Below are 13,100 nucleotides of genomic sequence, written 5' to 3' on the forward strand. Positions count from 1 at the left end.
TGCCGCCTGATACTGGTAAACCTGTTGGCCTTTTTTGGGGCGGTAACGGGAAAGCAACAAACTGCCTTGCAGCAAGTTGTCACCTAATATGGCGGGGTGTTCTTCAAGCAATTGCCAGTCTTTCAGACCATTTTTCAGCAACGCCTTCTGGCGGGTGAGATAACCGGCTAAATCTTCTCCATCATTTAGCTGGTCGCGGCTGATATTCAATGCAGGTACATTAGGCGCGATGATAATATTGACGGTTTGTTCCTGATAACCTTCCGGTAGAGTAATGCTGCCTTCCGAGAACAGACAGCGTGAGCGTGTTTCCATATTTCCTTTGCCTTATTAAAAATAAATTTATGTTTTAGTTATATGAATAAGGGCAGGATATAACAGCTACATTTATGAGTTCCAGAGTGAACAGGATAGCCGCACGGAAATTGTGATTAACTTCTATTTATAAATAAAATCAGATTATTACGTAGTATTAATTTAACTTAATGCTTCAAATTAAAACATCACTGACGCGTTCCACTTGTCTTCTTTGTGTTACCGGGCTAATACATTACTCAGTAACACAAAGAGTTGAAAAAACACCTACCAAGAAAAACCATTTTCCCCCTCCCTCTTAAAGAATTAAGGGCAAAACTGTTTATCCTACAATACATTGATATATCTGGTTTAAATTACAGGGTGAACACGTTTTTTATATTTTTCAGGAAACCTTTATCTGGGTTAAAAAGATTATTCTTCAGGCAGGCTGTCCTTTGTCAGCTTCGACAGCCATTCGCTGGATATTCAGGTTCAGATTGCTGGGGATGCTCTGTTGACTTTTCTTACGTAAGTCATGCTGACCGTTTTCAATCAGTGCATCGAGCATATCCATACCAAATAGGGCCTCGTAAACCAATTTATTCAGGTTGTTGCCTTTCATAAAATGAGGTAAACGTGATAGAGATACTTGCGGGGATTGAACAGCACAATCTCCACATTGCTAATTAACAGGCCATCAGTTTCATAACCCATCCAAATTGTAGTTATAGAAAGATGACACTAGACCCTAAGGAAATGAAATATATATTAGGTTGATTTATCTGAATTTAATGGACTTTAATTGACTTCAGGAGAGGCTTGATTGGAGCGAGTGAAGGGAATCGAACCCTCGTATAGAGCTTGGGAAGCTCTCGTTCTACCATTGAACTACACTCGCATCAATGAAGTGGTTGCCGTCAAATATATACCTCTTACCGCAACTCAGCAAGTAGTAGCTTATTGATATTTTTCTATATTTCAGCCTGTTGTTTGATCTTTTTTAATGCATATAAAAAAACGCCTTGCCCGGTTCAATAGGCAAGGCGTTTAAATTATTTTAATCAAAAATGATTATCTGTTCGGGCGCATTGCCGGGAACAGAATGACGTCGCGGATGGTATGGCTATTAGTGAACAGCATCACCATACGGTCGATACCAATACCCAAACCTGCTGTTGGCGGCATGCCGTGTTCCAGAGCGGTGACGTAATCTTCATCGTAGAACATGGCTTCGTCATCGCCTTCGTCTTTCTGACGAACTTGCTCAGCAAAACGTTCTGCCTGATCTTCCGCATCGTTCAACTCGGAGAAACCGTTACCAATTTCACGGCCGCCGATGAAGAATTCAAAACGATCAGTGATGAATGGGTTGTCGTCGTTGCGACGCGCCAACGGAGAAACTTCTGCCGGATATTCAGTAATGAATGTTGGCTGGATCAGGTGGCTTTCTGCGGTTTCTTCAAAGATTTCACACTGAACGCGACCCAGTCCCCACGCTTTTTCGACTTCAATGCCCAGAGATTCAGCGATAGCAGTGGCTTTATCCATATCATCCAGATCCGCCATGTTGGTTTCTGGACGATATTTGCAGATCGCTTCTTTCATGCTCATTTTGGTAAAAGGTTTACCGAAATCGAACTCTTGTTCACCGTATTGTACCAGCGTCGTTCCCAGAACCTCTTGAGTCAGGGTACGGAACAGTTCTTCAGTCAAAGCAATCAGATCTTGGTAGTCCGCGTAAGCCATGTAGAGTTCCATCATGGTGAACTCTGGGTTATGACGCGGAGAAATACCTTCGTTGCGGAAGTTACGGTTGATTTCGAAGACACGCTCAAAACCACCCACAACCAGACGTTTCAGGTACAGTTCCGGTGCAATACGCAGGTACATGTCGATGTCCAGCGCATTGTGATGCGTGATGAATGGACGCGCACTTGCACCACCCGGGATTGCCTGCATCATTGGTGTTTCAACTTCCATGAAGTCTTTCTTAGTCATGAAGTTACGCAATGCAGACATCACGCGGGAACGGATCTGGAATGCCTTGCGGGATTCATCATTCGAGATCAGATCCAAATAACGCTGACGATAGCGGGTTTCCTGATCCGCCAAGCCGTGGAATTTATCCGGCAGTGGGCGCAATGCCTTGGTCAGCAAACGCAATTCAGTACAGTGGATGGAAAGTTCACCCGTTTGAGTTTTGAACAACTTACCACGCGCACCTAAAATGTCACCCAAGTCCCATTTTTTGAACTGAGTGTTGTAAATGCCTTCCGGCAGATCATCACGGGAAACGTAAATCTGAATACGGCCGCCCATGTCCTGCAAGGTTGCGAAAGATGCCTTACCCATGATACGGCGTGTCATCATGCGACCAGCAACGGTCACTTCGATGCCCAGCTCTTCCAATTCTTCCTTAGTCTTGTCATCGTATTTCGCATGCAAATCTTCGGAGATGTTTTCGCGACGAAAATCATTTGGGAAAGCAATGCCGTTGTCGCGCAGAGCAGACAATTTTTCACGGCGGGTTTTCAGTTCGTTATTTAAATCAGGAGCCTGTTCAGCCCCCTGCTGTTGTTGTGACATTTTAGTTCCTCATAGACCAGCTTTTAGGCTTGCTTCAATGAATTTGTCCAAATCTCCATCCAGCACTGATTGCGTATTGCGGGTTTCAACCCCCGTACGCAAATCTTTAATGCGGGAATCATCTAAAACGTAAGAGCGGATCTGACTGCCCCAGCCAATGTCCGATTTATTTTCTTCCATTGCTTGTTTATCAGCATTCTTTTTCTGCATTTCCAGTTCATACAGTTTTGCTTTCAACTGTTTCATTGCCTGGTCTTTGTTTTTATGCTGAGAGCGGTCGGTCTGACATTGGGTTACAACGCCAGTCGGTACGTGAGTAATACGTACCGCGGATTCAGTTTTGTTAACGTGCTGACCACCAGCACCTGATGCACGGTATACGTCGATTCGCAAATCTGCCGGATTGATTTCGATATCAATATCATCATCCACTTCCGGATAGATAAAGGCAGAGCTGAATGAGGTATGACGACGGCCGCCTGAATCAAATGGGCTTTTACGTACCAAGCGATGCACGCCCGTTTCTGTACGCAGCCAGCCATAAGCATATTCACCGATGATTTTGATGGTTGCGGATTTCAGGCCAGCAACGTCACCATCGGATTCTTCGATAATTTCAGTCTTGAAGCCTTTGGATTCAGCCCAGCGCAAATACATGCGCATCAGCATGCTGGCCCAGTCCTGCGCTTCTGTACCACCAGAACCTGCTTGCAGATCAAGGTAGCAGTTTGCATTATCATATTCACCAGAAAACATACGGCGGAATTCTAATTGAGCCAGTTTTTCTTCCAGCTGGTTCAACTCGACAACGGCTTCATGAAAGGTTTCTTCGTCATCCGCTTCAATGGCCAGTTCCAGCAGCCCATTTACGTCTTCCAAACCTTGATCAAGCTGATCAATTGTTTCTACGATGCTTTCCAGTGATGAACGCTCTTTACCCAACGCCTGTGCCCGATCCGGTTCATTCCAGACATCAGGCTGTTCCAGTTCCGCATTAACTTCTTCTAAGCGTTCTTTCTTGGCATCATAGTCAAAGATACCCCCTCAGAACTGCTGTCCGCTCAGACAGGTCCTGAATGTGGTTTTTTACCGGATTAATTTCAAACATATTTAGTGTCTTATACGTTGTGTATTATGAATAAATGATGGTCGCATGTATCTTTTCGAACCGTGCATTGTAACGGATCTGTCAACATGTTTATATACCCTTCGCCTTTCAAGTTGCCTCTTTGTTGGCTGCATTCATTCACCCCGGTCACCGTTTTTATAAACATACCGTTATCTATGTTCCGGGGATGAATTCCTTTGCCGCCGCGATGCAACTTGAAATCCATTGGGTATAGCATTTCTGAGATTTGCCATACAATCTTTACTATGCACTGTACTATGCGACCATTTATTAAAAAGATCAGCTTATTACAAAGATCGATGTGCCAAAGATCAATGCATTAAAGAAAAGGTTAATGAGCTAAAGGCCAAATGTGCTGGATCAAAAGCTGAACATCGCGGTTGCCACGAAATTCGTTAATATCCAATTTATAAGCCAGCTCCACAATCTTGACACTATTATCTGGCCAACGTTTCACATCAATATTGAATGCAATGCCATCCAGCATTGGGCCACCGTTTAATGGTTCGAGCATGACCTTAAGGTGATTTTCGCCGACAATTCGTTGTTGCAGGAGTTTGAATTTACCGTCAAAAACCGGCTCGGCAAAGGCTTGCCCCCATGGGCCGCCATCACGCAGGATTTCAGCGATCTCCAGCGATAATTCGCCTAATGCCAACTCGCCATCACTCCAGACAACGCCTTCAAGTTGTGCGACATCCAGCCATTCTGCTACCAGCTCGGAAAAATAGCGCTGAAATAGATCAAATTTGTCTGGCTCAATGGATAATCCTGCCGCCATTGCATGACCGCCAAATTTAAGCATCAGCCCAGGATGCAGAGTATCAAGGCGTTCAAGAGCATCACGCATATGCAAGCCATTGATAGAACGGCCTGAGCCTTTTAACGTGCCATCTCCCGCGGGAGCAAAGGCGATTACCGGGCGATGGAAACGCTCTTTTATCCGTGAAGCCAGAATCCCGACCACGCCTTGATGCCATTCAGGATGATAAATCGCCAGACCGTAAGGTAACTGAGTGTCACTTCGCTCAATTTTGTCGCAAATCAGCAAGGCTTCTTGCTGCATGCCTTGCTCGATTTCCCGGCGAGTCTGGTTCAATCCATCCAATTCACAGGCTATTTGGCGGGCTTGTGCTATGTCGTCGGTCAGTAACAAAGCAACCCCGACAGACATATCATCCAGACGCCCTGCGGCGTTTAATCGAGGTCCCAATGCAAAGCCTAAATCACTGGCAGCCAATTTTGTGGCTTCCCGTTTGGAAACTTCAAGCAATGCCCGAATTCCCGCACAGCAACGCCCTGCCCGAATACGATTCAATCCCTGATATACAAAGATACGGTTGTTGGTATCGAGGGGAACAACATCAGCCACCGTGCCCAATGCGACTAAATCCAGCAGTTCTGCCAGATTGGGAAGTGGCATGCCTTGTTGTTCAAACCATGCTGCTTTGCGCAATTCTGCCCTGAGCGCAGACATAAGATAAAATGCGACCCCGACACCGGCCAATGCCTTGGATGGAAAATCACAATCAGCCAAGTTGGGATTAATGATGGCATCTGCGGCGGGCAAGGTTTCCCCCGGCAAGTGATGGTCAGTGACAATCACTTTAATGCCATTCTGGTGTGCAGCGGTTACACCATCATGAGATGAGATCCCATTATCCACGGTGATTATCAGTTCCGCGCCTTTTTTGACAACTTCATTGACAACCTGAACACTCAACCCATAACCATCTTCAAAACGGTTTGGAACTAAATAATCAAGATTACGATAACCCATTGCCCGTAAGGCGCGCATGCACAATGCTGTACTGGTTGCGCCATCAGCATCAAAATCGCCAACAATGACGATACGCCAATGTTCATGCAATGCTGTTATCAACAGGGAAACAGACTGTTCTATGCCACTAAGTAACTGGTAGCTGAGTAATCCCTTTGCACTACGTTCGAGTTCATCAGCCTGGCGCACACCACGCATAGCGTATAATCGACGCAACAACGGATGAATGGTGCTGGGAAGTTCGCTAAGATCCGCCACGGGTCGGCGGCGGAGTTGTGTTTCTCTATTCACAGATAGTTTTTCACTGATAATTTTTACTGATAGCTTTTAACAGGTTTGCTTTTCACAAATTGTTATTCACTAAATAAGAGCCATTATTGGTTATTCACCATGCTGTTCCAGCCCGGCCAACAAATCTTTTGGCGATAAATAACCACCAACCATGCTGCCATCTTGCAGGATAATTGCTGGCGTACCTTGAACACCAAATTTCAGGCCCAGATCATATTGTTTTTCAAGATCAGCTTCGCAGCTTTTAATTGGAGAAACTTTTTCACCTTTAAATGCAGCATCCAGTGACTTGTTTGGCTTAGCACTGCACCAAATAGATTGCATGTCTTTAGCGGATTGATGTTGAAAACCGTGGCGAGGGAAAGCCAAATAACGAACGGTAATTCCCAAATCGTTATACTCTTGCATGCTGTTATGTAATTTCTGGCAGTAACCGCAAGTAATATCAGTAAAAACAGTAACGACATGTTTTTCTTTTGGCGCCTTGTAGATGATCATCTGATTTTTCAAGGCTTCTAATTTTTTCACCAAAATCTGGTTACTGATATTTTTCGGAACGTTACCACTAATATCATAGAGTGTTCCCTGTAACAGATAATTACCATCATTAGACATATATACAACGCCATGAGTGGTTAAAACTGTGCTAACGCCGGGAAGTTGTGAAGGTGCAATGCTTTCTGCTTTAAGCCCCATTTTAGACAGTGACTTGTTGATTGAGCTTTCATCAGCAAAGCTATTGCTGGCAAAGGCTGTCAATATCAAGGAAAGGTAAACCGCAATCTTCTTCATTTTTTGTTCCTATATTTACATCCTTCTACACAGTTACCCGCGAGGATGATGTCGTTGATGCAGCACCTTAAGACGTTCGGTTGCTACATGAGTGTAAATTTGAGTTGTAGACAGGTCACTATGACCCAGCAACATTTGTACAACACGCAAGTCTGCGCCATGGTTAAGTAAATGTGTCGCGAAAGCATGGCGCAAAACATGGGGAGACAGGCGCTCAGAATCAATGCCTGCCAATATGGCATAATGTTTTATCCGATGCCAGAAAGTCTGCCGTGTCATCTGTGTGCCCCGTTTGCTGGGGAAAAAAACATCAGATACCGCGCCATTTAATAACCAGGGGCGCCCATATTCCAGATATTTTTCCAACCAGTAAATGGCTTCTTCTCCTAAAGGAACCAATCTTTCCTTATTTCCTTTCCCGATTATCCTGATAACCCCCTGACGCAAGCCCACATCTGATAAGGTTAGACCCACTAATTCTGAAACCCGCAATCCACAAGCATAAAGTATTTCAAGCATAGCTTTATCCCGCAATTCAATCGGATTTTCTGTCAAGGGTGTGCTGAGTAAATCCTCAACTTGTTTTTCACTTAAATCCTTGGGTAGTCGTTTCGGCAATTTAGGTGCCGACAATAATGCGGTTGGATCATCTTCACGCATTTTTTCCCGATACAGGTATTGAAACAATCGTCGCATTGCACTTAATAGCCGGGCTGAACTACTGGCTTTATAACCGCCATCTACCCGCTCAGCCAAAAATGATTGTAGTTCTATAGGCTGTACAGAAAGTAAGTTGTGCCCATAATTTACCAGCCAATTATTCAGGGCTTGCAAGTCAAGTCGATAAGAAATCAGGGTGTTTTCAGCCAAGTCCTTTTCCAGCCAGATAGTGTCGAGAAATTGTTCTATCAGGGGATCAGCTAACGGGGATGGTTCCAGTGAGTGGTTTTCTGCTTGATCGTGTTTTTCGGGTTGATCGTGTTTTTTTGGCATTGCCCCTCCTTTTTCTATTTGCACCCTATCTGTCTACGCCTTCCTATCGGCTCGGCTATTATGCCTGAAAAAGCAATTCTTCTGTTACAATACCGCCCTGACGTTCAAAATTTCCTGATGAATAATGATGAAAATTGGTCTCTTTTACGGCTCCAGCACTTGCTATACAGAAATGGTAGCAGAAAAAATACGCGATATACTCGGTGAGGATCTGGTCGATCTGCATAATGTTAAGGATTGCGATCCACAATTGATGGAAGAGTATTCTGTTCTCATTCTCGGCATTCCTACTTGGGATTTTGGTGAGATACAGGAAGATTGGCTGGAAATTTGGGATACTCTTCCGTCATTGAATCTGGCAGGAAAGATAGTTGCCATGTATGGCATGGGCGATCAAATCGATTATAGTGAGTGGTTCTTGGATGCACTGGGAATGCTCTATCATCATCTCTTACCAACAGGTGTGCAATTTATTGGTTTCTGGCCAATAGAGGGTTATGAATTTACCAGCCCCAAACCGCTGTCTGAAGATGGCAAGCAGTTTGTCGGATTGGCGCTGGATGATGTCAACCAGTTCGAACAAACCGATGAGCGTTTAAGCGAGTGGTGCATGCAAATTCTGTCTGAAATGGAATCTCTGTTTTAGCCTGACGACAGCCTTAATCTGATAAGCCTCGATCTGATAAATAGCCAGACTCAATTTAGAGTTAGCAATATATCGGGCTATCGGGTTAGCTAGATATCAGGATATTGGCGCATAAGCTGATTCAAATGGCGCCATGCTCCTGGAGGCATACTATCGAATGCCAGCCATAACCGGGCTGGCGGCTGGCCGTCTATATTTTCCGCCTCACCAAGCGCCTCAAGGACAACCAGCATCCCGTAAGGGCAAAACCACGGCGGTTGGCTAATGCGCCATGCCGCTTTTTGCCAGTGAACCTTATTGCCTTTGAACATTACCAGCCTTCCTTGGCACCGTTGGATATTCTTCTGGCTCCCTACCCAGCTCAACATGATGATGCTGAGGAATAACATGGCGACAAGCCAGAAGTAAACGCCATTCATTGGCCACGGAGCCAATAAAGCCGCCCATGCGACCCCGCCATGAACGCAACCGGAGAATAGGCGAGTATGGCGGGATATGGTTAATTCATTGTTCCACAGGACCACGGGCTTGGTTTCTGCTTTGGATTAATTTCACCATCTGGAAAAGTTCATCATCTTCAGGCCGCCCGTGATTCATGATCCAGTTGAAGAGATCAGGGTCTGGACATTCTAACAAACGAACGAAAACTCGCTTTTCGTCATCATTCAATGAATCATATTCATATTCAAAAAATGGCATGATAGAAATATCCAGTTCCCGCATCCCACGACGACATGCCCAATGAATACGCGCTTTGTTTTCAATATCCATGTTTAAACTGCCTCTTTATCATTTTCATCAGGCTGGATTATCAACGATCCTAAATCGTTTTTCATCATCTGCTGCGATTGAATGACTGGATATATCGACAAGTTGCGAAGTAACTCGCAACAACCCGATAATAAAATGCATTATCCAGAGAGAATGGGAATAACCCCTTTGCATTAACCCACTTCTCTTTTACCATTAGCGTTATTTCTCAGACAGTTTGACTAGCAGGAGCTGCTATGGCTTATCAAATTCCCTTTTCTGCACAATCCCCATCTTCTTCTGCAACCCTTTCACTGACTTTAATCTCCCTTGATGATTGGGGGCTTGTGACCGCAACTGGAGCGGATGCTCAAAAATATCTGCAAGGGCAAATCACAGCAGATCTTGATTCCCTCAATGAAAACCAACATGTGTTAACCGCGCATTGTGATGCCAAAGGAAAGATGTGGAGCAACCTGCGGCTGTTTCGTCGTGGTGAAGGTTTTGCTTACATTGAGCGCCGTTCGTTATTGGATGCACAATTAACAGAATTGAAAAAATATGCTGTGTTTTCCAAGGTGGCTTTTGCCAAGGATGAAGAAAGTACCCTGCTTGGTGTCGCCGGAGCAGGTAGCCGGGAAGCACTGGCAACATGTTTCCCGACGCTGCCGGATGCCGAATCCCCTGTTATCCAGCATCAAAACACAACTCTTCTCTACTTTTCACTGCCGGCAGAACGTTTTTTGTTAGTTACAGATGAAGCAACTGCAGGCCAACTGGCCGCAACGCTGGTCGAAACATACCAAGCGCAATTGAATGACAGCCAACAATGGCTGGCACTGGAGATTGAAGCCGGTTTCCCGGTGATTGACAGTGCAACCAGTGCACAATTGATCCCGCAAGCAACCAACCTCCAAGCGATCGAACACAGCATCAGCTTCAAAAAAGGCTGTTATACCGGCCAAGAAATGGTCGCTCGGGCTAAATATCGTGGTGCCAATAAACGGGCGATGTATTGGCTGGCCGGCAGCGCATCTTCATTGCCAAATGCAGGCGATGACTTAGAGTGGCAATTGGGTGACAAGTGGCGCCGGACAGGATCGGTGTTGGCTGCGGTCAGGCTGGATGATGGTTTAGCCTGGGTGCAAGTCGTCATGAATAATGATATGGAAGCAGACAGTGTATTCCGTATCCGTGAAGACCAGGACAGTGCCCTGAGCATTCAGGCATTGCCTTATTCGTTAGATGAAGAAAAATAATTATTGAGGTTTTGTATGTCGCTAGCTGTACCTACCGCTGACTTCGGCCCTTTTACTGACGTTATTGCGTTTATCATGGAGCTGGATAAATTAAAGTATGTCCACCGCAAAACGAAGTTATTGAACAACACTCGCCATGAAAATTCAGCTGAACATAGCTGGCATTTTGCTCTTGCAGTTCTTGGGTTTGCGCCTTATGCAGGGGATATCAATATTAGCCGTGTTGTGCAGATGGCCTTGATCCATGACATCGTTGAAATTGATGCCGGGGATGTTATTGCGTTCGATTTGGCTGCCCGCAAAGCAATTGAAGAAGAAGAAGTGAAAGCAGCCAACCGGATTTTTGGCATGCTACCGGAAACACAAAGAGATTATTTTCTGGCACTCTGGCACGAATATGAAGATGCCAACACGCCTGAAGCGCGTTTTGCCAAAACACTCGACAGAGTTATGCCCGTGTTAATGAATCTGCATAATGATGGGCAGAGCTGGGTTGAAAATAATATTCGCCTTGAGCAAGTCTACAAGCTGCTCGATTTTGTTCCCGCAAGCTACCCTGAACTGTGGAAATACTTGCTGCCACAATTAGAGGCGGCGAAAGAAAAAGGCTGGCTGAAGTAGTCCTCCCACTTTTATCTTTTGTATCAGGTATCTTTTGCATCAAGCTGTCAGAACCAGTCAATATTGTTTCTGACAGCTTCAAGCTCGGTTTTTGAAATACGTTTATTAGTGCATTTACTTGTAAATACGTTGATTTTTAGCTGCATTCGGTCATTTTGACTACTTTCAGCCAATTACTGCTTCAATCAATCGAGGGCCTTGATGCCGCATGGCAGATAAAAAGGCATCTTCAAAACCTGCATGCAGTTCCACTCGAACCGCTTCAACGCCCATTCCACGAGCCAAAGAAACCCAATCAATGTGTGGATTAGTTAATTCAATCATCGAATGAGCCTTTATTCCTTCCTGAGCCGCTCCCACACGGATTAATTCATTATGCAGTACTTTGTATCCCCGGTTTGCCAGTATGACAGTGGTCACATCCAGTTTCTCCCGTGCCTGAGTCCAAAGGGATTGAAGTGTGTACATGGCACTGCCATCACCTACCAATGTGATAACTTTGCGATCGGGGCAAACCACCGCAGCCCCGATCGATACAGCCATCATGCTGCCGATGGCTCCTCCGGTCAGGTTCAGATAATCATGCGGCACTGCTGAGGCCGTAATACCATAATGCGGAAACCCGGAGCTGACAGATTCGTCCACCAGAATGGCGTTTTCTGGCATATGCCGTGCGACAGCCTGTATCACTGAACGGGCATCTAACGCCCCCGTCCGGGAAAATTCAGGGACGCTCAATTTAGTGGCTGCCGGTAAATCTTTGGCGGCTCCCAACGCCTCGACCAATGAAGACAATGCGCTCCGGCCATTTTCATGGGGATGGGATAAGACAGAAAGCGTACAACCTTCCGGGGTCAGCCAGCCCGGTTTATCAGGATAAGCAAAAAAGCTGACTGGTGGTTTGGCACCGACCAACACAAGCAGATCAACACCCTGTAAGCTCTCCAATACCTGTTCGGCAAAATAGGGTAACCTTTCCACCGCTACACGACCCGCTCCACGCTGCAAACGGGGCGCAAAAGTATCACACAACAGCCTGGCTCCGGTGTGTTTTGCTATTTGGCCTGCATGAATCAGGCCTTCATCTCTGAGAACATCACCCCGCAATAAAATGGCGGGTGACAATGCGTAACGCAATTGAGCTGCCACACGTTCGATGGTGCATTGTGCAACATCGACAGGTGAAACAAATGGCAGTGGATTGGCAACATCATCAGCATCACTCCATGCGGTATCTGCCGGCAATATCAACGTTGCTATATTGCCGGGGGCAGCATTGGCAGCCTGTACCGCTCTGGCTGCATCAGCCCCGACATTTCTTGCACTGGTGGAGGTATAAACCCAATGTGATACCGGACGGGCGATACCGATAATATCGGATGCCAGCGGTGCATCAATGCCGGTATGGGATAACGCGTGATCACCGACAATATTAACGATTGGACTGGATGCCCGACGGGCATTGTGAAGATTGGCCAGGCCATTCGACAGCCCCGGGCCAAGATGAAGCAAAGTGCAGGCAGGTTTTCCCGACATTCTGGCATAGCCATCAGCCGCACCTGTAATCACATTTTCGTGAAGACCAAGTATACATCGCATTTCGCTGACGCTATCAAGGGCCGAGACAAAATGCATTTCCGAAGTGCCAGGATTTCCGAAACAGACCGTTACACCACTGGCGGTTAACGATCTCAATAGACTTTCCGCGCCATTCATAAACGTCTCCTTCTATTATTTTTGTACCAACCGATATTTTTGTACCAACCGGCCTATCATTTGAAAAGCCGGTTTAAGGATGGTTCCTGTTTCGTTGTATAAGGCGGTTTTCTCCTGATTTGAATGGAATGTACGAACTGCAAAAAGAATGCTGATTAGCGTTTATTGGTAAGCGATAAAACGATGTTGGAATAGCTGAAGCGCTGGGTTTGCGTTCCTATAAAAACCAATATAGGGAAC

At 45.7% G+C, this 13,100-nt stretch carries 13 protein-coding genes and 1 tRNA gene; 3 read left to right on the forward strand and 11 right to left on the reverse strand.

Translation table 11 applies throughout. The features are described from left to right. The 8 genes from FE392_RS04170 to xerD all read right to left on the reverse strand — a co-directional run. The coding region (locus FE392_RS04170) for a DcrB-related protein (RefSeq protein WP_319928976.1) at positions 1 to 315 on the reverse strand (315 nt) is incomplete at its 3' end. Between the two features lie 421 nt (positions 316 to 736). Beyond that, the gene (locus FE392_RS04175; protein ID WP_319928977.1) at positions 737 to 919 is read right to left on the reverse strand and encodes a hypothetical protein; all 183 of its coding nucleotides are present in this window, start codon (positions 917 to 919) and stop codon (positions 737 to 739) included. Positions 920 to 1,121: 202 nt separating this feature from the next. Continuing rightward, positions 1,122 to 1,195 (reverse strand) — tRNA-Gly (locus FE392_RS04180). 173 nt (positions 1,196 to 1,368) lie between these two features. Beyond that, entirely contained in the window at positions 1,369 to 2,883 is a 1,515-nt protein-coding gene (gene lysS / locus FE392_RS04185; protein ID WP_319928978.1) for a lysine--tRNA ligase, read from the reverse strand. A gap of 9 nt (positions 2,884 to 2,892) precedes the next feature. Then, positions 2,893 to 3,991, reverse strand: a protein-coding gene (gene prfB, locus FE392_RS04190; RefSeq protein WP_319928979.1) for a peptide chain release factor 2 whose coding sequence is annotated in 2 segments (ribosomal slippage) — positions 2,893 to 3,915 and positions 3,917 to 3,991 — 1,098 coding nt in all. Because the reading frame shifts where the segments join, the coding sequence is not laid out codon by codon here. Between the two features lie 352 nt (positions 3,992 to 4,343). After that, entirely contained in the window at positions 4,344 to 6,083 is a 1,740-nt protein-coding gene (recJ, locus tag FE392_RS04195) for a single-stranded-DNA-specific exonuclease RecJ (RefSeq protein WP_319928980.1), read from the reverse strand. Positions 6,084 to 6,173: 90 nt separating this feature from the next. Further along, positions 6,174 to 6,875 (reverse strand): bifunctional protein-disulfide isomerase/oxidoreductase DsbC, encoded by a 702-nt coding sequence (dsbC, locus tag FE392_RS04200; RefSeq protein ID WP_319928981.1) that lies wholly within the window; start codon positions 6,873 to 6,875, stop codon positions 6,174 to 6,176. 33 nt (positions 6,876 to 6,908) lie between these two features. Then, entirely contained in the window at positions 6,909 to 7,868 is a 960-nt protein-coding gene (gene xerD, locus FE392_RS04205; RefSeq protein WP_319928982.1) for a site-specific tyrosine recombinase XerD, read from the reverse strand. Positions 7,869 to 7,995: 127 nt separating this feature from the next. On the opposite strand from xerD, the gene fldB reads away from it, so the two are divergent. Further along, positions 7,996 to 8,514 (forward strand): flavodoxin FldB, encoded by a 519-nt coding sequence (gene fldB, locus FE392_RS04210; RefSeq protein WP_319929116.1) that lies wholly within the window; start codon positions 7,996 to 7,998, stop codon positions 8,512 to 8,514. 89 nt (positions 8,515 to 8,603) lie between these two features. Here the strand turns inward: fldB and FE392_RS04215 are convergent, their stop codons facing one another. Beyond that, the gene (locus tag FE392_RS04215; RefSeq protein ID WP_319928983.1) at positions 8,604 to 9,038 is read right to left on the reverse strand and encodes a protein YgfX; all 435 of its coding nucleotides are present in this window, start codon (positions 9,036 to 9,038) and stop codon (positions 8,604 to 8,606) included. Next, positions 9,019 to 9,285 (reverse strand): FAD assembly factor SdhE, encoded by a 267-nt coding sequence (sdhE, locus tag FE392_RS04220; protein ID WP_319928984.1) that lies wholly within the window; start codon positions 9,283 to 9,285, stop codon positions 9,019 to 9,021. The genes FE392_RS04215 and sdhE overlap by 20 nt, the downstream gene beginning before the upstream one ends. Before the next feature lie 236 nt (positions 9,286 to 9,521). Here sdhE and ygfZ point away from each other — a divergent pair, with 236 nt between their 5' ends. Both ygfZ and FE392_RS04230 read left to right on the forward strand, forming a co-directional pair. Beyond that, the gene (ygfZ, locus tag FE392_RS04225) at positions 9,522 to 10,523 is read left to right on the forward strand and encodes a tRNA-modifying protein YgfZ (RefSeq protein ID WP_319928985.1); all 1,002 of its coding nucleotides are present in this window, start codon (positions 9,522 to 9,524) and stop codon (positions 10,521 to 10,523) included. A 15-nt stretch (positions 10,524 to 10,538) separates the two neighbouring features. Beyond that, the gene (locus FE392_RS04230) at positions 10,539 to 11,144 is read left to right on the forward strand and encodes an HD domain-containing protein (RefSeq protein WP_319928986.1); all 606 of its coding nucleotides are present in this window, start codon (positions 10,539 to 10,541) and stop codon (positions 11,142 to 11,144) included. 165 nt (positions 11,145 to 11,309) lie between these two features. Here the strand turns inward: FE392_RS04230 and FE392_RS04235 are convergent, their stop codons facing one another. After that, on the reverse strand, positions 11,310 to 12,860 hold the full coding sequence (locus tag FE392_RS04235) for an acetolactate synthase large subunit (RefSeq protein ID WP_319928987.1): 1,551 nt from the start codon (positions 12,858 to 12,860) through the stop codon (positions 11,310 to 11,312). Positions 12,861 to 13,100: the final 240 nt, after the last annotated feature.

This window comes from Xenorhabdus santafensis, assembly GCF_033949405.1.
GTDB classification, from domain to species: Bacteria; Pseudomonadota; Gammaproteobacteria; order Enterobacterales; family Enterobacteriaceae; genus Xenorhabdus; species Xenorhabdus santafensis.

Bases quoted from the DNA above. Each gene is read 5' to 3' on its own strand.
- FE392_RS04235 (WP_319928987.1), bottom strand. From the start codon at position 12,860: ATGAATGGCGCGGAAAGTCTATTGAGATCGTTAACCGCCAGTGGTGTA.
- dsbC (WP_319928981.1), bottom strand. From the start codon at position 6,875: ATGAAGAAGATTGCGGTTTACCTTTCCTTGATATTGACAGCCTTTGCC.
- xerD (WP_319928982.1), bottom strand. From the start codon at position 7,868: ATGCCAAAAAAACACGATCAACCCGAAAAACACGATCAAGCAGAAAAC.
- lysS (WP_319928978.1), bottom strand. From the start codon at position 2,883: ATGTCACAACAACAGCAGGGGGCTGAACAGGCTCCTGATTTAAATAAC.
- sdhE (WP_319928984.1), bottom strand. From the start codon at position 9,285: ATGGATATTGAAAACAAAGCGCGTATTCATTGGGCATGTCGTCGTGGG.
- FE392_RS04230 (WP_319928986.1), top strand. From the start codon at position 10,539: ATGTCGCTAGCTGTACCTACCGCTGACTTCGGCCCTTTTACTGACGTT.
- ygfZ (WP_319928985.1), top strand. From the start codon at position 9,522: ATGGCTTATCAAATTCCCTTTTCTGCACAATCCCCATCTTCTTCTGCA.
- FE392_RS04175 (WP_319928977.1), bottom strand. From the start codon at position 919: ATGAAAGGCAACAACCTGAATAAATTGGTTTACGAGGCCCTATTTGGT.
- fldB (WP_319929116.1), top strand. From the start codon at position 7,996: ATGAAAATTGGTCTCTTTTACGGCTCCAGCACTTGCTATACAGAAATG.